Source organism: Suttonella sp. R2A3 (assembly GCF_021513215.1).
Classification (GTDB): domain Bacteria; phylum Pseudomonadota; class Gammaproteobacteria; order Cardiobacteriales; family Cardiobacteriaceae; genus JAHUUI01.
Genome location: NZ_CP090975.1, coordinates 668258 through 693070, shown reverse-complemented (window position 1 = coordinate 693070; position 24813 = coordinate 668258). Strand labels below are relative to the sequence as shown.

General features: G+C 47.5%; 22 protein-coding genes. 17 read left to right on the top strand and 5 right to left on the bottom strand.

Annotated elements, in window-relative coordinates:
- Position 1: 1 nt before the first annotated feature.
- Both L0B52_RS03245 and hisN read right to left on the bottom strand, forming a co-directional pair.
- Positions 2 to 541, bottom strand: coding sequence for an adenylate kinase (locus L0B52_RS03245; protein ID WP_235065111.1), 540 nt, complete (start codon positions 539 to 541; stop codon positions 2 to 4).
- Positions 542 to 684: 143 nt separating this feature from the next.
- Complete coding sequence (gene hisN / locus L0B52_RS03240) at positions 685 to 1455, bottom strand: histidinol-phosphatase (protein ID WP_235065110.1); 771 nt, start codon at positions 1453 to 1455, stop codon at positions 685 to 687.
- Between the two features lie 43 nt (positions 1456 to 1498).
- On the opposite strand from hisN, the gene L0B52_RS03235 reads away from it, so the two are divergent.
- The 9 genes from L0B52_RS03235 to L0B52_RS03195 all read left to right on the top strand — a co-directional run bounded on the left by L0B52_RS03235 (position 1499) and on the right by L0B52_RS03195 (position 11131).
- Positions 1499 to 1885 (top strand): DUF423 domain-containing protein, encoded by a 387-nt coding sequence (locus tag L0B52_RS03235; protein ID WP_235065109.1) that lies wholly within the window; start codon positions 1499 to 1501, stop codon positions 1883 to 1885.
- Complete coding sequence (gene cobB, locus L0B52_RS03230) at positions 1875 to 2570, top strand: Sir2 family NAD+-dependent deacetylase (protein ID WP_235065108.1); 696 nt, start codon at positions 1875 to 1877, stop codon at positions 2568 to 2570. Before L0B52_RS03235 ends, cobB begins: the two co-directional genes overlap by 11 nt.
- 128 nt (positions 2571 to 2698) lie before the next feature.
- Positions 2699 to 3022 carry a helix-turn-helix transcriptional regulator gene (locus L0B52_RS03225; RefSeq protein ID WP_235065107.1) on the top strand — a complete coding sequence of 108 codons (324 nt, stop codon included), beginning with the start codon at positions 2699 to 2701 and terminating at the stop codon, positions 3020 to 3022.
- Between the two features lie 73 nt (positions 3023 to 3095).
- On the top strand, positions 3096 to 3527 hold the full coding sequence (gene arsC, locus L0B52_RS03220) for an arsenate reductase (glutaredoxin) (protein ID WP_235065106.1): 432 nt from the start codon (positions 3096 to 3098) through the stop codon (positions 3525 to 3527).
- Positions 3527 to 4543, top strand: coding sequence for an ACR3 family arsenite efflux transporter (gene arsB / locus L0B52_RS03215; protein WP_235065105.1), 1017 nt, complete (start codon positions 3527 to 3529; stop codon positions 4541 to 4543). Before arsC ends, arsB begins: the two co-directional genes overlap by 1 nt.
- A 165-nt stretch (positions 4544 to 4708) precedes the next feature.
- Positions 4709 to 6862: a carboxy terminal-processing peptidase gene (locus tag L0B52_RS03210; RefSeq protein ID WP_235065104.1), complete on the top strand. Its 2154-nt coding sequence runs from the start codon at positions 4709 to 4711 to the stop codon at positions 6860 to 6862.
- 17 nt (positions 6863 to 6879) lie between these two features.
- Positions 6880 to 8868, top strand: coding sequence for a transketolase (tkt, locus tag L0B52_RS03205; RefSeq protein WP_235065103.1), 1989 nt, complete (start codon positions 6880 to 6882; stop codon positions 8866 to 8868).
- 31 nt (positions 8869 to 8899) lie between these two features.
- Positions 8900 to 9916 (top strand): type I glyceraldehyde-3-phosphate dehydrogenase, encoded by a 1017-nt coding sequence (gene gap, locus L0B52_RS03200; RefSeq protein ID WP_235065102.1) that lies wholly within the window; start codon positions 8900 to 8902, stop codon positions 9914 to 9916.
- Between the two features lie 54 nt (positions 9917 to 9970).
- Complete coding sequence (locus L0B52_RS03195; protein WP_235065101.1) at positions 9971 to 11131, top strand: phosphoglycerate kinase; 1161 nt, start codon at positions 9971 to 9973, stop codon at positions 11129 to 11131.
- A 364-nt stretch (positions 11132 to 11495) separates the two neighbouring features.
- Here the strand turns inward: L0B52_RS03195 and L0B52_RS03190 are convergent, their stop codons facing one another.
- Positions 11496 to 13070: a peptide ABC transporter substrate-binding protein gene (locus L0B52_RS03190; RefSeq protein ID WP_235065100.1), complete on the bottom strand. Its 1575-nt coding sequence runs from the start codon at positions 13068 to 13070 to the stop codon at positions 11496 to 11498.
- Between the two features lie 135 nt (positions 13071 to 13205).
- Between L0B52_RS03190 and oppB the strand changes: the two genes are divergently transcribed.
- Genes oppB through L0B52_RS03170 form a run of 4 tightly spaced genes read left to right on the top strand, consistent with a single transcriptional unit; the run spans position 13206 to position 17029 of the window.
- Positions 13206 to 14129, top strand: a complete 924-nt coding sequence (oppB, locus tag L0B52_RS03185; RefSeq protein ID WP_235065099.1) for an oligopeptide ABC transporter permease OppB — start codon at positions 13206 to 13208, stop codon at positions 14127 to 14129.
- On the top strand, positions 14126 to 15019 hold the full coding sequence (locus tag L0B52_RS03180) for an ABC transporter permease (RefSeq protein WP_235065098.1): 894 nt from the start codon (positions 14126 to 14128) through the stop codon (positions 15017 to 15019). The genes oppB and L0B52_RS03180 overlap by 4 nt, the downstream gene beginning before the upstream one ends.
- A 1-nt stretch (position 15020) precedes the next feature.
- A complete protein-coding gene (locus L0B52_RS03175; protein ID WP_235065097.1) occupies positions 15021 to 16625 on the top strand; it encodes an ABC transporter ATP-binding protein in 1605 nt (534 codons plus the stop codon).
- A complete protein-coding gene (locus L0B52_RS03170; protein WP_235065096.1) occupies positions 16622 to 17029 on the top strand; it encodes an energy transducer TonB in 408 nt (135 codons plus the stop codon). The genes L0B52_RS03175 and L0B52_RS03170 overlap by 4 nt, the downstream gene beginning before the upstream one ends.
- 88 nt (positions 17030 to 17117) lie before the next feature.
- Here the strand turns inward: L0B52_RS03170 and cadR are convergent, their stop codons facing one another.
- Positions 17118 to 17561, bottom strand: a complete 444-nt coding sequence (gene cadR / locus L0B52_RS03165; protein ID WP_235065095.1) for a Cd(II)/Pb(II)-responsive transcriptional regulator — start codon at positions 17559 to 17561, stop codon at positions 17118 to 17120.
- Between the two features lie 86 nt (positions 17562 to 17647).
- Between cadR and L0B52_RS03160 the strand changes: the two genes are divergently transcribed.
- Positions 17648 to 19894 carry a cation-translocating P-type ATPase gene (locus L0B52_RS03160; RefSeq protein ID WP_235065094.1) on the top strand — a complete coding sequence of 749 codons (2247 nt, stop codon included), beginning with the start codon at positions 17648 to 17650 and terminating at the stop codon, positions 19892 to 19894.
- A gap of 90 nt (positions 19895 to 19984) precedes the next feature.
- Here L0B52_RS03160 and L0B52_RS03155 read toward each other — a convergent pair whose 3' ends face one another.
- Complete coding sequence (locus tag L0B52_RS03155; RefSeq protein ID WP_235065093.1) at positions 19985 to 20536, bottom strand: OmpA family protein; 552 nt, start codon at positions 20534 to 20536, stop codon at positions 19985 to 19987.
- A 311-nt stretch (positions 20537 to 20847) separates the two neighbouring features.
- Between L0B52_RS03155 and gyrA the strand changes: the two genes are divergently transcribed.
- From gyrA to L0B52_RS03140, 3 genes are all read left to right on the top strand, one after another.
- Positions 20848 to 23430, top strand: coding sequence for a DNA gyrase subunit A (gyrA, locus tag L0B52_RS03150; protein WP_235065092.1), 2583 nt, complete (start codon positions 20848 to 20850; stop codon positions 23428 to 23430).
- Positions 23431 to 23690: 260 nt separating this feature from the next.
- Positions 23691 to 24401, top strand: coding sequence for a type 1 glutamine amidotransferase (locus L0B52_RS03145; RefSeq protein WP_235065091.1), 711 nt, complete (start codon positions 23691 to 23693; stop codon positions 24399 to 24401).
- Positions 24398 to 24760: a DUF2750 domain-containing protein gene (locus L0B52_RS03140; protein ID WP_235065090.1), complete on the top strand. Its 363-nt coding sequence runs from the start codon at positions 24398 to 24400 to the stop codon at positions 24758 to 24760. The genes L0B52_RS03145 and L0B52_RS03140 overlap by 4 nt, the downstream gene beginning before the upstream one ends.
- Positions 24761 to 24813: the final 53 nt, after the last annotated feature.

The following is a 24813-nucleotide window of genomic DNA, read 5'->3' as shown; positions in this document are numbered from 1 at the left end:
ATCAGGCATCGATGGCGTTGATGATGCGCGCGCTAATCGCTTCAATATCGCCTGTGCCATCTACGCCATGCAGTTTGCCTTGACCTTCATAATAGGCAATCAACGGCTGGGTTTGTTCGGCAAATACATTCAAGCGATTGCGGATGGTCGCTTCGTTATCATCCGCGCGTCCACGCTCAAGCATCCGGCTGATAATTTCTTCATCATTCACTTCTAAGGAGATGACGTGATCAATCGCCTCATCGCGTTCGTTTAAGAGCTTATCTAAGGCTTCGGCTTGGGCAAGGGTGCGCGGAAAGCCGTCAAATAAATTACCTTGTTCACCGAGGCGGTTTGCGATCATGCCGATCACAATCTCATCGCTGACCAACTGTCCGGCATCCATGACTTTCTTAGCTGCTTTACCTAACTCGGTTTGCTGGGCAATTTCTCTGCGTAGCATGTCGCCAGTTGACAGATGCTGCAAATCGTAGCGATCAATCAAAAGCGCAGATTGTGTGCCTTTACCAGAGCCAGGGGCGCCAAGAATGATGATATTCATAGGGATTCCTTTAAGTTAAATCAATTGGGTTGTACCAAGCAATCGTTAAGCCTACCACGCAATACGTTCGCTCTCAATACAATAAGCTGATGATATAGATAATCTGTGTGCTAACAGACGCTTTAGTATCCAAGCAGGGTAAGCTATGAGTTATTAAGGTGAGTGAGCGCTGCGCTATGCAGTTCACCAGTGGCGCTGGCAAGTACTTCTCCCGAACTGTTTAGCGTTAACGGCTTGCCTTGCCAGTCGCTAATCACTCCTCCGGCTTGCTCAACAATCAGCATCAACGGTAGAAAGTCATAAGGCTTTAGATCGGCCTCACAGACTAGATCAATCCAACCAGCTGCGAGCATCGCGTATAAATATCCATCGCCATTAAAGCGGTTGAGTGCAACCTGCTTGGCGAGCTGTTGACGCTTTTGCCATTGTACAGATGTGAACATATCCGGATCGGTACTTTGTAGTTTGGCTTTGGCTAATTCGTGGGTTTGCTGGCAGCGTATGACTGCGCCATTTAAGGTTGTTGGTTGTTCGCGTGTGGCGATAAAGCGCTCACCAAGTATTGGCATGTCAATGATGCTTAACACCGGTGCACCGTCGTGCAATAAGGCCAATAAGGTGGCGTAGGTTGGAAAACCGCTGATAAAACTGCGCGTGCCATCAATCGGGTCAATCACCCATTGCCAGGCAGATTGACCACTTATGCCGTATTCTTCGCCGATAATCGCGTGATCGGGGAAGCGTTCGTTAATGTGCTCACGTAGCAGCGCTTCTGTTTCACGATCCGCAATAGTCACCGGCGAATCGTCGCTTTTATTTATCACATCGATCGAGGCGCGGAAGTATGATCGGGTGATGGTGGCGGCTTGGTCGCAAAGCTGGTTGGCAAAGGGTAAAATATTGGCGAGGTTCATAATCTGGCCCAAATAACACAATTCGTTAAATTATAAGGAGCAAATGATGGATTGCCAACAAAACACAGACGCTAAATGGTTATTGCTGGCTGCAATCAGCGGTTTTTTGTGGGTGAGTTTGGGTGCCGCAACCGGGCACGGTATGTTGCAAGGCCAGTCTGCGATCTATTTTGAAAAAGCGCAGCGTTATCATATCATCCATACGCTATTTATTGGGTTGTTGGCTGTGATCCCGGCGCTTAAATGGCGCGTCTGGATTGCAGGGTTTTGGCTGCTCGGTATGATGATTTTTAGCGGTTGCTTATATCTCATGGCAGTGTGGGATTTACCCTTAAACGCGTTAGTGCCGATTGGTGGGGTATCCTTTTTGTTAGGTTGGGCAACATTGATTTATAGCGCTTATTGCTTAGGAAAAAATCATGGTGATTGAGGTGGTGGTATTAACCGGTGCGGGGATTTCTGCCGAGTCCGGTTTGGCAACTTTTCGTGGCGATGATGGGCTATGGGAAAACCACCGTGTTGAAGATGTGGCAACCCCTGAAGCGTTTGTACGCGATCCTGAACTGGTGCAACGATTTTACAATCAGCGCCGCCAACAACTGCTTAACCCAGAGATAGCGCCAAATCCGGCACATGTTGCACTTGCTGAATTACAGCGAGCCAAGCCGGGGAAAGTGTTCATCGTTACGCAAAATATTGATGATTTACATGAACGCGCTGGTGCTGAAGTGCGGCATATGCATGGTGAGTTACTGAATATACGTTGTATGGCCTGCGTGCAGATTCAGCGTACTTCACACGACGTTGATGAGACAACACAGTGCAGCTATTGTGGTGTTCAAGGACAGATGCGACCCGATATTGTCTGGTTTGGTGAAATGCCGTATTTTATGGGCGAGATTGAACACGCCTTAGCGCAAGCAGAGCAATTTGTGGCGATTGGTACGTCAGGTTTGGTTTATCCGGCAGCAGGGTTTGTTGCCCAAGCCAAAGATTATGGTGCACGCTGTGTGGAAATTAATCTTGAGCCAACCGCAGTCAGTAGCATTTTTGATCAGGGCTATTATGGGGCGGCGAGCGAAGAAGTCCCGCGCTGGGTAGAAACGCTGTTATAAAAACTACGCCTTGTCATTGTGCAGGCCGCGGTGAGGGCATATGTTGTTGAACCAAAGTGACTAGAGATAAACGGCGTGATGTTTTAATATTTGTTGAAATATTGGATTAATAGAGTTAATATGCGGCCATGGATAAAACACAAGCCAGTGAACTTTTTGCTACCTTAGGGACGCAAGTACGTCTTGATATTTTTCGTCTGTTGGTGCGCAAAGGGGGCGAAGGGATGGTGGCTGGCGATATTGCTGCAATGCTTGCGATTGCGCCCTCGAATTTATCATTTCACCTTAAAACGCTCACTTATGCAGGTTTGGTTCATGGTACACAAGAAGGGCGTTTCCAGCGTTATCACGCCAATACGGATTTGATGATGCGCTTGCTGCATTTTTTGGGTGATGAATGCTGCGTTGATGCGTCTGCACCTTCGGATTGTCAACCAACTTCTAACCTCTAGTTCGCTGTAACTCACTTGTATGTAAGAAGGTTTTCTTGGGTTTATAATTCAATAGTTATTGAAAGGTAATAATATGGAACACATTACGATCTACCATAATCCTGAATGCGGCACGTCACGCAATGTGTTGGGGCTCATTCGTAATGCAGGTATTGAGCCTGAGATTATCTATTATCTAGATAATCCGCCCGATGAGCAGAGGTTGCGCAGCCTGCTAAAAGACAGTGGCCTAAGTGCGCGTGACGCGTTACGCAAGAATGTTGCGGCCTATGAGGTGTGCCAACTCGATGATCTTTCACTCAGTGAAGATGCGTTAATTGAGGCGATGCTCACGCATCCTATTTTGATTAATCGACCTTTTGTAGTGACTTCTCTCGGCACAAAATTATGCCGTCCCAGTGAGGTGGTACTCAGTATCTTAAACGCACCACAACAAGGGGCTTTTTATAAAGAAGATGGTGAACTGTTGGTTGATGCGCAAGGCCAGTATGTGGGGGATCAATAATGGGCTTTTTTGAACGCTGGCTAAGTGTTTGGGTTGGTTTGAGCATTATTGCGGGGTTGATAGTCGGTTCTGTTATGCCTCAGGCGATTCAAGGGGTTGCGCGCTTTGAATTTGCGCAAGTGAACCTGTTGATTGCGCTGTTAATCTGGCTGATGATTTATCCGATGATGCTACAGATTAACTGGTCGGAGATACGCGCCATCGGTACCAGGCCTCGTGGGTTGATGCTCACTATAGTCGTTAACTGGTTGATTAAGCCGTTCACCATGGCGCTCATTGCCTGGCTGTTTTTTTATGTGTTCTACACAAACTGGGTGAGTCCTGAATCGGCGCAAGAATATATTGCCGGGATGATTTTGTTGGGCGTCGCGCCTTGTACGGCGATGGTGTTTGTGTGGAGTCATTTGGTGAAAGGCGATGCCAATTACACCCTGGTTCAGGTGGCAGTTAATGATGTGATTATGGTGGTGGCTTTTGTGCCAATCGCTGGGTTGTTACTTGGCATAAGCGACATCAGTATTCCTTGGATGACGCTGCTGCTATCGGTGGTGCTCTATGTTGTCCTGCCATTAGTGGCTGGTATTTTGACCCAACGTTATTACCACCTGCGTCAAAAGAATTTACCGGGGCTCATTGCAAAGCTGAAACCTTTATCTATTTTGGGGCTGATCTTCACTGTTGTTTTACTGTTTGCCTTTCAAGCACAAACGATCCTCGATCAACCGCTGATCATGCTCCTTATCGCGATTCCCTTACTCCTGCAAACCTACTTTATTTTCTTCATTGCCTGGTTTGGTGCAAAAGTGCTGCGTATTCCGCTAAATATTGCCGCACCGGCGTGTTTGATTGGTACAAGTAATTTCTTTGAGCTCGCCGTCGCTGTCGCGATTGCCTTATTTGGTTTAAATTCTGGTGCAGCGTTGGCCACTGTGGTTGGGGTGTTGGTCGAGGTGCCGGTGATGCTATCACTGGTGTGGTTGATCAATCATCGCTTAAGTCGATCGCTTAGTATGTAGCTGCGGTAATAAATGTTAGTGAGATGTGACTAATCACCAGTCGCGTGCATTGCGTCAAAATTAAAATGGTTTTGCGCCAAGAAGATGTTAATTTGGCAAGGATAGAAATGCCGCATAGCAGCCAAGCTGTGGTAGCATAAGGCGATATTTTTTTCGGATATGGTGATGCTAAGAGCGATTGTGAGTGTGTGGTTGATGGCGTTGATGTTGTCATGTGCCTCAGCAACCGCGCCCAAAGACGCCCCGGTAATCGATGAAATAACGCCAACGTTTGAACCGTTAGTGGTCGAAGAGCGCTATAAACGCGCTTTATTATTGGTTGCTAAGCTGCTTGAAGGCCATCATTACAAAAATGAAGCGCTCAACGGCGTCTCAGAAGATATTTTTGATGATTACCTCGATACCCTTGATCGAGCGAAACTGTATTTTTTACGTGATGATATTGAGCAGTTTACCAACCAGCGTGCGGCTTTTTTAAAGCAACTCGGCGAGCCAACCCTTGATAGCGTATTTGAAATATTTGATCGCTATCGACAACGCGCGCAAGCGATCAATACTTGGACGCTGGAGCGTCTGCAGCAACCCTTTGATTTACAAAGTGAGCAAAGTTTTTACGCACCGCCTTTTCATGTGGAATCCACCCGAGATTGGCTACCGGATTTAGCAGCCGTTCACGCCTATCAAGAAAAACGCCTCACCGATCAGATTATTCGACAAATGTTGGGTGGAAAAAGCGAAGAAGAAGCGATTGAAACGCTCACTAAGCGTTACACCAATGCGCAAAAACAGCTCGCGCAAACCGGCGCAGATGATGTTTTCGATATCTTTATGAATGTGATGACTACGCGCTATGACCCACATTCAAATTACTTATCTCCACGTAGCAGTGAAGACTTTGACATGAATATGCGTCTGTCTTTAGAAGGGATTGGCGCGGTGTTAAGTATTGACGATGAAAAAATCACCATTCGTGAATTGATTGCCGGCGGGCCAGCGGCGAAAAGCGGCAAATTACGCATTCGTGATCAGATTATCGGCGTGGCTCAAGGTGAAGACGGTGAGATGGTTGATGTTGTCGGTTGGCGTCTCGATAAAGCAGTGCGCTTGATTCGTGGTGAGAAGGGCAGTTTGGTGCGTTTGTTAATCGAACCCGCGAATAACAGCGGTGCGCCAAAAGAAATCAGTTTAATTCGCGAAGAAGTGAAACTCGAAGATCAAAGCGCACAGGCGTATGTGGAAGAAGTGACCCGTGATGGCAAAACCCAGCGTATTGGCGTGATCCGTCTGCCGTCGTTTTATATGGACTTTAGCGCAGCGCAGGCTGGCAAGAAACAATACCGCAGCACCAGTCGTGACGTTAAAGCGCTGTTAGAAGAACTTAAAGCCGATGACGTTGCCGGTATTGTGCTTGATCTGCGTGGTAATGGCGGTGGCTCACTTTATGAGGCGGTCCACACGGTAGGACTATTCATTGACCAAGGGCCGGTGGTGATGGTGTCGAATCGTCGTGATAGTCCGCGCGAAGAAGTCGATGATGTGCCGGGTGCAGTATATGACGGACCATTGGCTGTGATGGTGGATCATTATTCAGCGTCTGCATCAGAGATTTTTGCCGGCGCGATTCAAGACTATAAGCGAGGCCTGGTGATTGGCAGCAACAGTTTTGGTAAAGGCACTGTGCAAACGATGGTTGATTTGAACGAATTTGTGCCGCAGGGCCAGAGTGAGTTAGGTAAGCTAAAATTTACGGTAGCGATGTTTCACCGCGTAACTGGCGACAGTACACAACTCAAAGGGGTTGCGCCTGATATCATCATGCCAGAAGGGCTGGGCCTGGATGTGGTTGGTGAACAGGCAGAAAACCACGCGTTGCCTTGGAAGCAGATTGATGCCAGCGACTATCAAGCCGCGCAGAGCATTGAGAAAAACACGATTGCGCAGTTGAAAGAAGCGCATCTCGCGCGCATGCACACCGATCCCGCGCTATTGCGTTATCAGGCATTTATCAAACGGGTCACCGAGGATAATAACCGTGAACAATGGTCGTTGAATCTTGCCGAGCGTCAGGCGACGTTTAAAGATTGGGAAGATTACCGTGATGAGTATGAGTTGGCGCAACGTGAAGCGCTGCCCGCTTTAGCATCTGATGCCAAGCGTCTAAGCGATATTGAAGAGCGCAATCAATACGTCGATAAAGAAGCGGACAAAGAGCATTTTGTCCCTGATGTCGCGCTCTTTGAAGCACTGAATGTGCTCTATGATTATTTAACGCTGATTTCGAATGAACAACAGATCAGCGTCGCCAGTACTAATGATTGATCTAAATTGAGGAAACGATGAACCAACATGAACTGATGGCAGGCGCGATTCGCGCATTGAGTATGGATGCAGTCCAAGCAGCTAATTCAGGCCACCCGGGTGCGCCGATGGGGATGGCCGATATGGCGAGCGTCCTGTGGCAAAAGCATATTACACTCAATCCGGCTAACCCAAAATGGGACAACCGAGACCGTTTTGTGCTCTCAAATGGTCATGCATCGATGCTGCAATACAGCTTACTCCATTTATCCGGTTTTGATTTAAGCCTGGATGATCTCAAAGCATTTCGCCAAATGCACAGCAAAACACCAGGGCATCCAGAAGTTCATGAAACGCCCGGTGTGGAAACGACCACCGGACCACTCGGACAAGGGATTGCCAACGCAGTCGGTTTTGCCTTAGCAGAAGCACATCTTGCCGCACAATATAACCGTGAGGGTTATTCAATCGTTGATCATCATACCTATTGCTTGCTTGGCGATGGTTGTTTGATGGAAGGTATTTCACACGAAGCCTGTTCACTGGCTGGCACGTTGGGTCTGGGCAAGCTGATCGCGCTTTATGACGCGAATGGTATTTCTATCGATGGTGAAGTCGCGCCATGGTTTGGCGAAGACGTTGCTAAGCGTTTTGAAGCCTATGGCTGGCAAGTGATCAGCGATGTCGATGGACATGATCCACAAGCCATCGACGCGGCGATTAATCAAGCCAAAGCAAACACTGATCAACCGTCGCTGATTATCTGTCACACCGTCATCGGCTATGGTTCACCGAATTTAGCCGGTTCAGAAAAAAGCCATGGCGCACCGCTAGGTGAGGAAGAAATTGGTTTAGTGAAAGACATTATGGGCTTGCCGAATAAAGCCTTTGCCTTACCTGAAGGGGTGTATGAGGCAGCCAGCTTAAAAGATCAGGGTGCTGCGGCTGAAAAAAACTGGCAGCAATTATTTGACGATTATGCCGCCGCGCATCCTGCGTTGGCCGCGCAATATCAACGCGTGATGTCGGGTGAGTTACCTGAGCAATTAGATGATGTGGTCGCGAAATCGTTACAAGATTTGCAAGATGGCGGTGATAAAGTTGCCACCCGTAAGGCCTCAGAGCAGGCGCTGAACTTACTTGCCGGTCATTTGCCGGAATTATTTGGCGGTTCGGCGGATTTGAGTGGCTCTAATAACACGTGGAGTAAGCACTCAACCTCGATCAAGCCACACGATTTTGCCGGTAACTACGTGCATTATGGGGTGCGCGAATTTGCGATGGCAGCGATCATGAATGGCCTGTATTTGCACGGTGGTATTCGTCCTTATGGTGGTACATTCTTGGTCTTTTCTGATTATATGCGTAATGCAATGCGCTTATCAGCGCTGATGAAGCTGCCAGTGACTTATGTGCTGACCCATGATTCGATTGGTTTGGGTGAAGACGGTCCAACCCACCAGCCGGTTGAGCATGTGTCATCGCTGCGTTTAATCCCTAATTTAGACGTTTGGCGACCGTGTGATGGGGTTGAGACGTTAGTGGCTTGGCGTGCGGCGCTTAACCCGTCTTCGCCAACTGCGTTAGCTTTATCACGACAAGGTCTGCCGATGCAGGCACGCACGAGTGAGCAATTTGACTCGATTTATAACGGTGCGTATGTGTTAAGCGCTGATGATGCGCCAGAGATCGTATTATTAGCGAGCGGTTCAGAAGTGGAGCTGGTGGTTCAGGCAGCAAAAACGTTGCGTGAACAGAGTCGGCGTGTGCAAGTGGTGTCTGTACCATGCTACGACGTATTTATGCGTCAAAGCGCGGATTATCGTGAAAGCGTTGTGCCAGCACACATTCCAGCATTAGCTGTTGAAGCTGGATCGGGCGCGCTCTGGCGCGCTTTGGTTGGCACGCAAGGTGATGTCATCAGTATGGATGAGTTTGGTGCCTCAGCGCCAGCAGGCGAATTGTTTGCCCATTATGGATTTGATGTTGAGACTGTCGTGCAACGCGCTGACGGTTTGTTAAAATAACGGTTTTGAAGGTATATAAAGGAGTGTTCTTATGGCGATAAAAGTAGCCATTAATGGGTTTGGCCGTATTGGGCGTTGTGTGTTTCGTGCAATTTATGAACAAGGCATGGACGACGAGTTTGAATTGGTAGCGATTAACAGCCTAGATGACCCAGAAATGCGCATTCATTTATTGCGCTATGATTCAACTCATGGCCGTTTCCCTTTTGAAGCGAGCTTGTCGGGTCATGATATTGTTGTCAAAGGGAAAACCATCAAATGCTTTTCTGATAGAGACCCTGCGAATCTGCCTTGGGGCGAGCTTGGGGTGGATATCGTGCTTGAATGCACCGGGTTCTTTAACAGTAAAGAAAAATCGATGGTGCACCTCGAATCAGGCGCTAAAAAAGTCTTACTCTCTGCTCCTGGTGGTAGCGATGTGGATGCCACGGTTGTTTACGGGGTTAACGAAGGTGATTTAACCGCTGATATGCAAGTGGTTTCTAACGCCTCTTGTACCACAAACTGTTTAGCACCGGTCGCTAAAGTGCTCCATGAAAAAATCGGTATTGAAACCGGTTTGATTACCACGATTCATGCCTACACTAACGATCAGCGTATCTTAGATAAATCGCATAAAGATATGCGTCGTGCGCGTACAGCGGGTGTGTCGATGATCCCAACCAAAACTGGTGCTGCTAAAGCGGTTGGTTTGGTTCTCCCAGAGCTTAATGGCCGTTTAGATGGGATGGCGATTCGAGTACCAACCCCTAATGTGTCAATGGTTGATTTAACCTTTACTGCAGCACGGGATGTGACTGTAGAAGAAATTAATCGAGTGTTGAAAAAAGCAGCCGCTGGCGATGATTCATTGGGTCTGGCGTTGGATTATAGCGATGAACCATTAGTGTCTATTGACTACAACCATTGCCCGGCGTCTTCGACGGTAGATTCGTTAGAAACGCGTGTGATTGGTGATCGTTTAGTGAAAGTTTTGGCTTGGTATGACAACGAGTGGGGCTTCTCTTGCCGTATGCTCGATACCGCTAAAGTGATGTATCACGCTTAATTAATGACACGAAAAAACGCCGATAGCATTCGGCGTTTTTTATGGGAGAACACCATGAAAACCTTAAATGATGTAACTTTAGACAAACAACGCGTTTTGATGCGCCTCGATCTCAATGTACCGCTTAAAGATGGTGAAATCACCAGCGATGCGCGCATCCAAGCCGCCTTGCCAACCATTCGAGAAGTCTTAGCGCACGATGCCTCAGTGATGATTATGGCGCATTTAGGACGACCTAAAGAGGGTGAATACGACGAAACACTATCGTTAGCGCCTGTCGCTGCCTATTTGAGTAAAGCGCTTGGCCAAGACGTGCGTTTAGTGAAAGATTATCTTGATAATCCGCCAGAGGTTGGCGCAGGCGAGGTGGTCTTGTTAGAAAATGTGCGCTTCAATGTTGGTGAGAAAAAAGACGATGAAGCGCTTGCTAAAGCTTATGCGGCGCTGTGTGATGTGTTTGTTAGCGATGGTTTTGGGGTGGTGCATCGCGCACAAGCTTCAACCCATGGGGTGGCGAAATTTGCACCACAGGCGTGTGCCGGCTTATTGGTAGAGAAAGAAGTGCGCACCCTCGAAGCACTGCTACACGATCCTAAACGACCGATGTTAGCGATTGTTGGTGGTGCGAAAGTATCGTCTAAACTACTGGTGTTAAAAAGTTTGTTGGAAAAAGTTGATGTACTGATTCCTGGCGGCGGCATTGCTAATACCTTCTTACAAGCCGCTGGTTATGAGGTCGGTAGCTCGCTGTCTGAACCGGATTTGCTCGCTGATGCGAAGGCGATGATTAATAAGGCGAAAGCGCGTGGGGTCACGTTGTTATTACCCGAAGATGTGGTAGTTGCTAAAGCATTTGCTGAAGATGCAGAACATCGCATCTGCGCACTCGATGAAATCCAAAGCAATGAAATGATTTTGGATATTGGGCCAAAGAGTGCCGCACGCTACGAACAAGCGATTGCGAAAGCCGGTACGATTGTTTGGAATGGCCCGGTCGGGGTGTTCGAAATGGCACCGTTCGCCGCTGGGACCAAAGCATTGAGTGAGGCGATTGCCGCAAGTGACGGATTTAGCTTTGCCGGGGGCGGTGATACGATTGCTGCGATTGGCGTATTTGGCGTTGAAAACGGCGTGGATTATGTATCCACCGGTGGGGGCTCGATGCTTGAATATCTTGAGGGTAAAACCTTACCTGGGATCGCTGTATTAAGCTAATACTTTAAAAAAAGCGCTCTTGGCTAGAGCAGTGACGCTTAGAACACAAGAAAGCATGGTCATCAGGCCATGCTTTCTTGTGTAACGCTGTAACAATTTATAACTTGTATTTGTCTGAATTATCTTTAATAATAATTAAACAATGATAGCCTTCTTGTGAGAGCTATCTTGGTGAGATTAAGGACGGCGCTGTGCTTTGTTTGATTCGAAGGAATGTGTCGGATTGAGTGAGAAAGACAGGGATGTTCAGGCTAAGATAGCTCTCGCAATAAGGCTTGGCAGCCTGATCTTATCGTATAAAAAAATCGGGCTAGCATTCACTAACCCGATGGGTTTTCTCTTTATGAGACACGTGATCGGCGGCTCATTTATCCACTTGAATATATTTTGACGGCCAATGATTCATCACATTGCCGGCATAGCCGCTGACATACGGTTTCACTAAGTGCTTCGATACATAGAAATAAATCGGAATTAAGCTGTAATTATCCAGTAAGCGCTGTTCGGCCTGACTCAGTAATTGTGCGCGCTTATCCATATCTTGTTCAGAAGCAGCGGCTTGAATGAGCTTGTCATATTCAGGATCGTTAAAACCGATACTGTTTGAGGTTGAGGCGCTTTGCCACAGCTCTAAAAAGGTATTGGGATCATCGTAATCACCAATCCAAGACGCGCGGAATACTTGAGTGTTTTTCTCGCGGCGGTCATTCAAATAAGCTTTCCATTCTTTATTGACCAAATTGGTTTCTACACCAAGCGACTCTTTCCACATCGAAGCGATGGCGATGGCAATACGGCGGTTATTGTCGCTGTTGCTATAAAGCAATTCAATCTCCAGCGGATTTTCTTTGCTATAGCCAGCTTCTGCGTATAATTCTTTCGCACGTACGATGCGCTCTTCATTAGTTAGCGAAGTATAAGGCGGCTGATAACCCTCAAAATAGTGACTTACGCCTGGCACAACAAAACTATAGGCGGCGGTTTCCCCTGCAGCGGTAATCTTATCGACAATAAGCTCACGGTTAATCGCTAGCGTCAATGCTTCACGCAGTTCGATATTGTCTTTGAATGGCGCTTTGGTTAAGTTAAAGCCGTAATAATAGGTACCGAGGTAGTTGTTGATGTGCAGTTCATCGCTAAGATGTTCATTCATCCATTGCATCTGATCGCTAGGCACATCAGATGTCCAATCTAGCTCACCTGCGCGGTAGCGACGCAGTTCGGCATTCTTATCTTCGGTGACATGAAAGACCACCTTATCTAAGCTAACGTTGTCTTTATCCCAATATTGATCAGATTTAGCCAAAGTGATGGTGGCTTGTGGCAGCCAATCCTGCATTACAAATGGACCATTGCTCACCACATGCTCTAAGCGCGTCCATTGATCGCCATATTGTTCAACCACATGCTTGGGTACAGGATAGGCGACGGCATTGGTCAGCATGCCGATAAAATATGGGGTTGGGTTTTCCAGTTGCACTTCTAGAGTTTGTGGATTGATTGCTGTCACTCCTAAGCTGCTGAGCTCAGCCTCACCTTTGGCAATCGCTTGCGCGTTTTTAATCGGATAGAGCATAAAGCTGTAATTGCTGCCAATGGTAGGATCAACACCGCGTTGCCAGGCATAAACAAAATCTTCAGCGGTGACTGGTTGACCATCCGACCAAGTGGCTTCGCGTAAGTGGAAGGTGTAGGTCAGGCCATCACTTGATACATCCCAAGAATGCGCCATCCCGGGAATGGTTTCCGCGGCGGCATTTTCGCTCACCAGCCCTTCGTACATATCGCGTAAAATGTGCATTTCAGGGATCCCTTGCGCGAGCTGTGGGTCCATACTTGACGGTTCGGCATCGTTGCTGCGGTTAAAAACCATTTCAGCTTGGGCAAAATTGGCCATCATCAAGCAGCAGGCGGCCAGACTGAATAACAAACGTTGCATAATAGTTCCTTAAAAAGTGGCAAAAAATAGCTGGCGACAAGGTGTCTCCATGTGTGCTCAGCGTATCATAAGTTTTGATCCATCGATAACTCCAGTGATATATTGCTGAGGTTATTTTGAGTTATTGATTTTATTATGCTCCGCTACGTCTTGAAACGGCTGCTGATTGCCGTTCCTACCCTATTGATTATCATCACCTTGGCTTTTTTTCTGATCCGTATCGCCCCAGGAGGCCCGTTCGATCAAGAGCGGACTTTACCCGCAGAAATTCAGGCTAACCTTAATGTGATATATCATCTTGATGAGCCGCTGCCCAAACAATACGTGCGTTATCTCGGTAATATTATCCAAGGTGATTTTGGTCCATCTTTTCAATATAAAGACCGCACAGTAACCGAGCTGATTGGTTATGGGCTTCCTGTGTCGCTCAAGTTGGGTGGGATGGCGATGTTGATTGCCGTGTTGGTGGGATGCGTACTCGGCTCTATCGCGGCCATTCGCCAAAATAGCGCCACGGATTATTCGGTCATGAGTTCGGCGATGATTGGGATTGTCATCCCAAATTTTGTCATGGCACCGATACTTACTTTATTGTTAGCGATTTATGCGAAATGGTTACCGGTTGGGGGGTGGGGGCAAAGTTGGCAGCAAATGGTGTTACCAGTTATCACTCTGGCGTTACCGCAAATAGCCTATATTTCGCGACTAATGCGTGGTTCGATGATTGAAGTGTTGCATGCCAACCATGTACGTACCGCACGCGCTAAAGGACTCTCGGAAATTAATGTGGTTCTGCGACATTGTTTGAAGCCGGCGTTGATGCCGGTAGTGAGTTATTTAGGGCCAGCATGTGCGACGATTCTTACCGGTTCGGTGGTGATTGAGCAGATTTTTGGCATTCCTGGTATTGGGCGTTATTTTGTGCAAGGCGCGCTTAATCGCGACTATACCTTGGTGATGGGGGTTGTGGTGTTTTATGGCTCACTAATCGTCTTGTTTAATCTGTTGGTTGATTTGGCCTATGCTTTCTTAGATCCAAAAGTGAGGTTAACCGCATGAGTGAGCAAATCCATAGCACAGGTGATATTACTCAGGCACCAAAAGGTGAAAGCTTATGGCATAACGCTTGGCAGCGCCTACGTAGCAATAAAGCGGCACTAACGTCGATTTTTGTCCTGCTCGGTATCAGCGCGATGGCAATATTTGGCCCGATGCTGCGTCCTTTTGCATTCGATCAAATCTTTTGGGACTATTATCAAATGCCGCCGAGTTGGGAAAACGGGCATTGGTTTGGTACAGAGGGCAATGGACGTGATTTGTTTGTGCGCACGATGTATGGCATTCGCATTTCTTTATTGGTTGGGTTGGCGGCTACCAGTGTCAGTTTGTTGATTGGCGTGACTTATGGCGCGGTTGCCGGTTATGTGGGCGGACGTGTGGATAATTTAATGATGCGTTTCGTCGATGTCATGTACTCGATGCCGTTTATGTTCTTTGTGATTTTGTTGATGGCCTTTTTTGGGCGGAATATCGTTTTGATGTTCGCTGCCATTGGTGCGATTGAATGGCTGACGATGGCGCGTATTGTGCGTGGGCAGACGTTGTCCTTGCGACATAAGGAATTTGTTATTGCCGCGCAGGCGATGGGGGTATCAAGTGGCAGCATTATTCGTCGCCATATTATCCCTAATACGCTCGGTACGGTGATTGTTTATGTCACTCTGACCATTCCGGTGGTTATTCTCACAGAAAGCTTTTTGAGTTTTTTAGGTTTGGGTGTACAAGAGCCGATGACCAGTCTAGGCGTGTTGATTTCTGAAGGAGCGAATCAAATGGAGAGTACGCCGTGGACGTTGCTATTTCCCGCTATTTTTCTTGCATTGATTCTGTTGTGTTTTAATTTTATTGGCGATGGCTTGCGCGATGCGCTAGACCCTAAGGACCGTTAATATGGATCAAACGCTATTAGAGGTTGAGCATTTACGCATCGATTTCGCGCTTAACCACGAAACGGTACACGCGGTTAAAGATGTGAGCTTTCGTTTGGCTAAAGGGCAAACGCTGGCTTTAGTCGGTGAGTCTGGATCGGGTAAATCGGTGACAGCAATGTCTTTGGTGCGACTGTTACCTGATAATATTACTCAATATGGTGCTGATGCTCGCGTGCATTTTGATGGACAGTCGTTGTTAGATGCGAGCGAAGGCACTTTGCGTGAGATTCGTGGTAGTCGTATCGGGATGATCTTCCAGGAGCCGATGACTTCTCTTAATCCGTTTATGCGTATCGGTAAGCAGCTCGGCGAGGCCATCCTTGCCCATGATAGTAAACAAAGCCAAGCGGCGGTGCGTAAGCACACGGTATTGTTGTTAGAGAAAGTGGGGATTGATCAAGCAGAGCGCCGTTTATCGGCGTATCCACATGAGTTTTCCGGCGGACAGTTGCAACGCATCATGATTGCGATGGCGTTAATCAATAGCCCTGATTTATTGATTGCTGATGAGCCGACCACCGCGCTCGATGTAACGATTCAAGCAGATATTCTCGATTTATTAAACGAGTTGCAGCAAGAATTAGGGATGGCGATTATTTTCATCACCCATGATCTTGGTCTTGCAGAGCATTACGCCGATACCGTGTGTGTGATGAAAGATGGCGAGATTATCGAGCAGGGCGATATTAAAGAAGTCTTTGCTCGTCCGCAGCAGCCTTATACCCAGATGCTGCTCAATGCGACACCGAAAGGACTGAAAGACGCTGTGGCAGAAGATGCAGACGTGTTGCTAAAGGCGAATAATATCACGGTGGATTTTGTGGTTGAGCGTAGTTTTTTTGGCCAGCCACGCAAAGTCTTTACAGCCGTGGATAATATTTCACTCACCCTGCAAAAAGGACAAACCCTTGGGGTGGTTGGTGAATCAGGTTCGGGTAAATCAACCCTGGGTAAAGCGATTATGCAAATGTTGCCTTATCAAGGAGAAGTGTTTTTTGAAGGGCAGCAGCTACACACCACGCATGACAAACAGAGCCAAAAGCTCAAAGCTGACCGTCAAATCGTCTTTCAAGATCCGTTTGGCTCACTCTCACCGCGGATGACTATTGGTGAGATCATTGGCGAAGGTTTACAGGTTCATCAGCCGCAATTGAGCAAAAAAGCGCGTTTAGAAAAGGTAGCGGCGATGCTTGAGGAAGTCTCTTTGAGCCCGAGTATGATTAACCGCTATCCGCATGAATTCTCTGGTGGGCAACGTCAGCGTATTGCTATTGCCCGCGCGGTGATTTTAGAGCCTAAATTTGTTTTGCTTGATGAGCCAACTTCAGCGCTGGATCGCTCAATCCAGGTCAAAGTGGTGGAATTATTACGCCATTTACAACAAAAATTTTCACTCTCTTATATCTTTATTAGTCATGATTTGGCAGTTGTGCGTGCGATGAGTGATGAAGTGATCGTCATGCAGCGCGGACAAGTGATGGAGCGTGGCAGCGCAGACCAAATTTTCCATCACCCACAAACCCCATACACCCAAACATTAATTAAGGCGGCATTTGATTTATGAACCAAGAAGAGAGAAAAGCAATTGTACAGGCTACATTGGCATTAATTGCCTTAGTCGTAACCCTGTTGCTGTTGGTTTGGGTGAATTACCCAAAGGATAACGATGTTGAAGTAGAAGGACCTGTGGTTACACCAGCTGAAATGACGTTCAAGCCCGAACTGACTTTCCCACGTCGGGTAGCAAGTAGAGCCAATAGTGGAGACATTTGGAAGGTTAAGCTGAAGTTTGAAATAAATCATTTAGGGGAAGTCACTAATGTTTCTATCATAGAGTCTTCAGGCAATAAAACCATTGATCGTTCAGCACTGGAAACGTCGAAAGAAGCGCGCTTTTCGCCCACACTTCATGACGGTGAAGGAGTTGATAGTGAAGCAGTATGGACGATTGTCTATAAAATGGAATAACCATCTTATAAGTTGGCTCTCTCATCGCTGGCACACTTTTTTATCGGTTTTTAGATTGCTTTTCTTGAGATGGGTGATTTGTTACCGCCTAAGGATGCTTGTGTCCTGGGGGTGGGGCGTTGGCTAAGGCTTCTTCACTGCCATGATCTAATTCGCGCAAGATGCCACATTCTCGAGTGCTGTGAGCGTGCAGGCATTGCGCGCGTAACTCGGCAAGCTCTGCTTCAAGTGCGCTAAGCTCTGCCATCCGTTGCTGAACATGCACTAAATGCGCATCAATTAACTCATTGATCGTTGCGCAGCTCGCATCAGGGTCAGCGCGCGCATAGAGTAGTTCGCGAATCTCGTCTTGAGTCATTTCTAAGGTTCGACAGCGACGAATAAACATCAATCGCTCTAAATGGTTTTGGTCATAGCGACGGTAATTATTTTCCGGGTCGCGATCGGCGGCCGGTAATAAACCTTCGCGTTCATAGTAGCGAATGGTCTCAGACGGGCAGCCGGCTTTTTTTGCGAGTTCGCCAATTTTCATCAAACACACCGTGATTGTTAAGGGTTGACCTTGTAGTTACTACAAGGTGTTTAATACTCAGTATACGTTAAACAAGGATCAAAACAATGTCTCATCAAGATTATGAATCGATATCTGATCAAAGAGTTAATGAACATACTCATGAACACGATCATGGACACGACCATGAATATGGTAATAATCATAGCTGTGGCGTGGCATCTGCTGCTACGCCTGCGGGTGAATTGCCTAAACAAAAGACGCTTGATGATGGCGTGCAGACCGCTATCGGCATTAAGCAGATGGATTGCCCGACTGAGGAACAGCTCATTCGTAAAAAGCTCGGCACTATGGTAGGGGTTAAAAGTTTAGAATTTAACCTGATGCAGCGTGTGCTGACAGTAGTGCATGATGAAAACGCGTTACAGAATATCCTCTCGGCCATTCGCAGTCTTGGTTTTGAACCAGAGTGCTTTGGTGAGGGGTCGGGAATATCAGCGCATGAATCGCCTGCCAAACCTTGGTGGCCTTTAGCGCTCGCGGGTGTGGCTGCGGCAGCCTCAGAAGCAGTCCACTGGATGGGGATGCCGTCGTGGTTGGCGGCCGGCCTGGCTTTACTGGCAATCGCTTTGTGTGGCCTAGAAACTTACAAAAAAGGCTGGATTTCACTGCGCAGTGGTAGCTTAAATATTAATGCCTTGATGAGCATCGCGGTCACAGGAGCGATGATTATTGGCCAGTGGCCTGAAGCGGCGATGGTGATGACCTTATTTAGCTTGGCTGAGTTGATTGAAGCCAAATCACTCGATCGAGCGCGCAATGCGATTGCCGGTTTGATGGCATTAACGCCTGATGAGGCGACCGTTCGTCAGCAAGATGGTTCGTGGCTTGAAGTCAGAGCAGAAGAGGTTAAAGAGGGCAGTATCGTGCGTATTCGCCCTGGGGAGCGGATTGCTTTAGATGGTGAGATAACCGAAGGACGCTCTACGCTCAATCAAGCACCGATTACTGGGGAGAGTTTGCCAGTTGATAAAACAGTCGGTGATTCAGTCTTTGCGGGAACGATTAACGAAGAAGGTTCTTTTGAATATCGCGTAACCGCTGCGGCATCGAATACCACGCTCGCGCGTATTATCCAGGCGGTTGAAGACGCCCAGGGTAGCAAAGCGCCGATTCAGCGCTTTGTCGATCAATTTGCGCGCGTTTATACTCCAGTGGTGCTGGTTATTGCCGTATTGGTTGGTTTTGTGCCGCCGCTATTTGATGGCGCGTGGATGGAGTGGGTCTACAAAGCGTTGGTGCTGTTGGTCATTGCTTGCCCATGTGCATTGGTCATTTCCACACCGGTGACCTTGGTGAGTGGTCTGACTGCGGCGGCGCGCAGAGGGATTTTAATTAAAGGCGGGATTTATTTAGAGCAAGGGCGCAGCTTGCGTTGGTTGGCGCTCGATAAAACAGGGACCATCACTCATGGTAAACCGGTGCAAACCGATAGTGTTTCGCTATCTGAACGCACTGATGGACCAAATCTTGCTGCCTCGCTTGCCTCACGTTCTGATCATCCTGTCTCGCAAGCGATTGCGCGTGCGGCTGAAGAAAATAGCGTTGAAACGCAAGAAGTGCGTGATTTTTCTGCTCTGTCGGGGCGTGGCGTGGAAGGGACGATTGATGGTGTGCGCTATATGTTAGGCAATCATCGTCTGATTCATGAGCGTGGCTTGTGTGACGCTGCGCTTGAGACGCAGTTAGAAGGGCTAGAGCGCCAAGGGAAAACGGTGGTTTTGCTCGCTAATGAGAGCGAAGTGCTTTTGTTGCTCGCTGTGGCAGATACGGTGAAAGACAGTAGCCGCGAAGCGATTGCTGATCTGCATCAATTAGGCGTTAAAACGATGATGATTAGTGGTGATAATCCGCATACTGTTGCTGCAATTGCCGAACAAGTTGCGATCGATAGTGCGCATGGTGATCAATTGCCACAAGATAAATTGAACAAAATCGAAGAGCTCGCCGCTTCGGGAACTGTAGGTATGGTTGGCGATGGGATTAACGATGCACCTGCCTTAGCACGCGCTGATATTGGTTTTGCCATGGGCGCGATGGGAACTGATACCGCAATCGAAACCGCGGATGTCGCTTTGATGGATGACAATCTAGGGAAAATTCCAGAGTTTGTGCAGCTTTCGCAAAAAGCCTATGCGGTGCTTTGGCAAAATATCATCTTAGCCTTAGGGATTAAAGCAGTGTTTTTAATCTTAACCCTGATGGGGCTGGGCACGATGTGGATGGCAGTATTTGCTGATGTTGGCGCCAGCCTTTTGGTTATTGCTAATGGCTTACGTTTGCTCAAACGTTAATTATTTTTACAAGACAAAATAAAACCCCGCGTAAAGCGGGGTTGGATTAGGCGGTATGGCAATAGTTATATTGCCAGATTTGGGTTGCTATTATTTTGCAACTTCAACAACACCATCAACAGTGATGTCTACGCGACGGTTTTGTGCGCGACCTTCAGCTGTTTCGTTGGTTGCAACTGGGCTGGTTTCACCCAAACCGTAAGCTTCGATCAACTGTGCTGGTACACCGTTTTCAACTAAGTAGTTGGCAACAGAAGAAGCACGACGCTCAGATAAGCCTTGGTTGTACTTTTCAGTACCTACTGAGTCAGTATTACCAACAACGGTAATTTTCTGAACGCTAGCACCACGGCCATTCAAATCGGTTGCTAAAGCTTCGATGGCTTGTTTGCCTTCTGGCTTCAGGTCTGATTTGTCAAACGCGAAGTAAGTGTCAGCAGCTAAAGTGATAACTTCTTTCTGCATAACCATTTCAGCGCCACACTCAGGTGATTGAATGTTGCCCAGAACTTTCACACAGTTGCCAAAGTTGTCTTTAACAACGATGTCAAAGCCTGAAGTGAGGTCATCTTCTGCAGTTAATGCAAAGGCTGATGATGCGCTCAGAAGAGCGGCAGCAGCAATGATTTTAGTCAGTTTCATATGTTAAGTCTCCGATTAACAAAACTTGCAAGTTTATTGTTAAGTTGGTGGATAGAACACATCTATCCGCTGTGACAGTTTCACGACCATATGGTTAAATATGGATATGAATACCCATCCGCTGTTCATCATAAGCGTTTTGTCGTAAAAATGCAAAGGAAAAGTATTAAAAATGCAACGAACCAGCCGGACATCTGTTGTATAAATGATACAAGCGACACGCTGCGTCTAATCTGATAAAATAGCACATTGATTTTTTTGCCGCCAATGCGTGTGCTTGGTGGCGCTATTTATGCCATAGGTTAACGATAATGAGCGATTTTGCCAAAGAAATTCTTCCGATTAACTTAGTTGACGAGATGCGCAGCTCGTATTTGGATTACGCGATGAGCGTGATCATTGGTCGAGCGCTTCCAGATGCGCGTGATGGGTTGAAGCCTGTTCACCGTCGTGTGTTGTTCTCAATGCATAAAAACGGCAATGCATGGAATAAGAAATATTCGAAATCGGCGGCGATTGTCGGTGATGTGATGGGTAAATATCACCCACATGGTGATAGCGCGATTTACGATACCCTGGTGCGCATGGCGCAGTCGTTTTCGATGCGCTATATGCTCATCGATGGGCAAGGTAACTTTGGTTCGGTTGATGGAGATGCGCCAGCAGCGATGCGTTATACCGAGTCTCGCATGGCAAAAATTGCCCATAGTTTGCTCACCGATATCGAAAAAGAAACGGTTAACTTCATGCCTAACTACGATGGCAGTATTGAAGAACCAACCATTCTCCCAACGCGTATTCCCAACCTGTTGGTTAATGGCGGCACCGGGATCGCTGTTGGTATGGCAACCAATATTCCGCCACACCATCTTGGCGAAACGCTAGATGCAGTCCTGCATTTAATCGACAATCCTCACGCCGATATTGCCTCACTGATGTATTACTTGCCAGGGCCGGATTTCCCGACGGGCGCGATCATCAACGGTGCGAATGGGATTCGTGAGGCGTATGAAACCGGCAAAGGGCGTATTTATATGCGCGCCAAAACCCATATTGAAACCGATGAGAATAACGGTAAACAAACGATTGTCGTTGATGAGCTGCCGTATCAAGTCAATAAGGCGCGTTTATTAGAGAAAATCGGTGAACTGGTTAAAGAGAAGAAAATCGACGGCATTACTGCGCTTCGTGATGAGTCGGATAAAGACGGTATTCGCATGGTCATTGAACTGCGCCGTGGTGAAGTCGGCGAAGTGATTTTAAATAACTTGTTCCAGCTTACCCAGCTACAAACTGTATTCGGCATCAATATGGTGGCGTTGGTCGGTGGTCAGCCTAAGCTGATGAACCTCAAGGATGTGCTGAAAGTCTTTATCGCGCATCGCCGCGAAGTGGTCACCCGCCGTACGATCTATGAACTACGCAAAGCGCGTGAACGTGCACATATTTTGGAAGGGTTGTCGATTGCGCTCGCTAATATTGATGAAGTCATTGCGTTGATTAAAGCATCTTCAGGGCCAGCTGAGGCGAAGCAGGCGTTGTTGGCGCGTGGTTGGTCGCCAGGGCAAGTGGTCGATATGCTGGCGCGTGCAGGTGCGGAAAACTCACGCCCTGAAGGGTTGGCTAAGCAGTACGGTTTGCATGGTGAGCAGTATTTCCTCTCGCCAGAGCAAGCGCAAGCGATTCTAGAATTACGCTTGCACCGCTTAACTGGCCTTGAACAGGACAAAATCATCGATGAATTCCAAGCGATTATTACCGATATCGAAGGGTATCTCGATATTCTGCAAATCCCTGAGCGTTTGATCGAAGTGATTAAAGAAGAGTTGCAGGACATCAAAGCACAGTTTAACGATGTGCGTCGCACGCATATTCTCGACACCCATCTCAATCTTAGTTTGGAAGACTTGATCGCTGAGGAAGACCGTGTGATTACCTTATCGCACGAAGGTTACATCAAAGCACAGCCGCTTAGCGATTACGAGGCGCAGCGTCGTGGTGGTAAAGGCCGTTCTGTGACGGCTGTTAAAGATGAAGATTTTGTTGAGCAGCTCTTTGTGGCGAACACCCACGATACGATGCTGTGTTTTTCCAACAAAGGTAAAGTGTATTGGCTGAAAGTCTATGAATTGCCGCAGGCTGGGCGTAACGCTAAAGGCAAGCCGATGGTTAACTTGCTGCCGTTTGAAGAAGGCGAACGCTTAAACGCGATTCGTACGGTGCGTGAGTATCCAGAGAATCAATACCTGCTCTTTGCCACCCGTAATGGGACGGTTAAGAAAACCTCGTTGGCTGATTATTCACGTCCACGCGCGAACGGCATTATCGCCATCGATTTACGTGGCGATGATGAATTGGTTGGTGTGGCAATCACAGACGGGCGCCAGGATGTGATGCTCTTTTCTGATGCTGGTAAAGCCGTGCGCTTCAAAGAAGAGCTGGTGCGCAGTATGGGCCGAACCGCCGGTGGTGTGCGCGGGATGTCATTAGAAGATGGTCAGCAAGTAATCGCGCTTTGTGTACTCGAAGAGGAAGGCGATATTCTGACCGTGACTGAAAACGGCTACGGCAAACGGACGCGCAGTGATGATTATCCAAGCAAAGGTCGCGGTACAAAAGGCGTTATCTCGATCGCATGTAGCGAACGCAATGGCCAGGCGGTTTATGCGATGCAGGTGACACCGGAAGAAGAAATTATGTTGGTGACTAACCACGGCACGATGATTCGCACTGCTGTTGAAGGGATTTCACTTTCTGGACGCAACACACAAGGTGTACGCCTTATCCGTACCAGCGATGATGAAAAACTCATTGCCTTAGCAAAAGTTGTTAACGAAGATGATGATGAAGACGGCAGCGAAGGTGAGGCGGAAGCGCCGGTCGTTGAAGAATAACACGATATTTTTTGGATAGAAACCGATGAGTCACCCTTGAAACGGGGTGGCTCATTTTTTTATGCGTCAGGCAAGCTGATAAACTCACTATTTTTTGAGAAGGCTATATTATTTAGCATGGATGCTGTACCAGTATTATGGTGTACCATGATAGTTACGTGGTATTTTCATTATTTGCTGAGGTCTTGATTTTGGGGTGACAAAACAGCAGGCGATGTATACTCGCTAGGAAATGAACATTAAACCAGGGAATCTTAAAAATGCGCGCACATTATTTTCAGCATGTACCGTTTGAGGGATTAGGCAGTATAGAGCCTTGGCTAACAAATGCTGGTTATAGCATTTCAAGCACTGCATTTTTTGGCTCAGGTGAATTGCCCAATCTTGAGGATATCGATCTGTTGATCATTATGGGTGGGCCGATGAGCGTCAATGATGAAGCTGAGTATCCATGGCTGATTAAAGAAAAAGCATTTATCAAGCAAGCGATAGCAGCGGGTAAGTCTGTATTAGGCATTTGCCTGGGTGCGCAGTTGATTGCTGATGCGATGGGCGCTGCGGTTTACGCTGGTGAGCATAAGGAAATTGGCTGGTTCCCCATTGAAGCGAGCTCGGCTAACAATCCTTCTGTCGTACAACTTCCCAAACAACTTAACGTGTTCCATTGGCATGGTGAAACCTTTGATCTGCCTAAACGTGCGATCCGTTTAGCAAGTAGTGCAGGGTGTGCGAATCAGGCGTTCCAAATAGGGCGTCATGTGATTGGCCTGCAATGTCATTTAGAAACCACGCCGCTTTCCGCCAAAGCAATAGTCGAGCATTGTCGAGATGAGTTGGTTGAAGGAAGATTTATTCAATCAGCGTCAGAACTATTAGCCGCTGACGAAGAGCGCTACCGTGGGATTAATCGATGGATGGAGCGTATTCTTGAGTATTTACACGCCAATCACGCAAAAGCTGCGAACTCATGACGACCAGTGAAACGCGCTGGAAGGCTTTTGTTAAAGAAGTCGCTCGTGACAAAATCATTTGGACGATTGAAAAAAACGGGCTTTACGTCACATCAAATAATCGTTACGGGACCAAATGTTTTCCGTGGTGGTCGTCAAAAAGGCGTGTTGCACGTCAGATAAAGCAAGTGCCAGCGTATGCCGGATATCGGCCGATTGGGTTCGAATGGTCGGTGTTTATTAACGAATGGGTACCTGATTTAAGGCAGGCAAAGTGCCTTATCGGGGTGAATTATGCACGGGTTGAGAATGTTGGCTTTGACCTGCCGATGATTGAAGTGATTAACGCAGTAGAGCAGGCGATGCGCCAGTCATCGTAAGCGTTAATCCTCAGTTGGTCTGACTTAATGTTAGTATGGCGAGAACGGTCTTT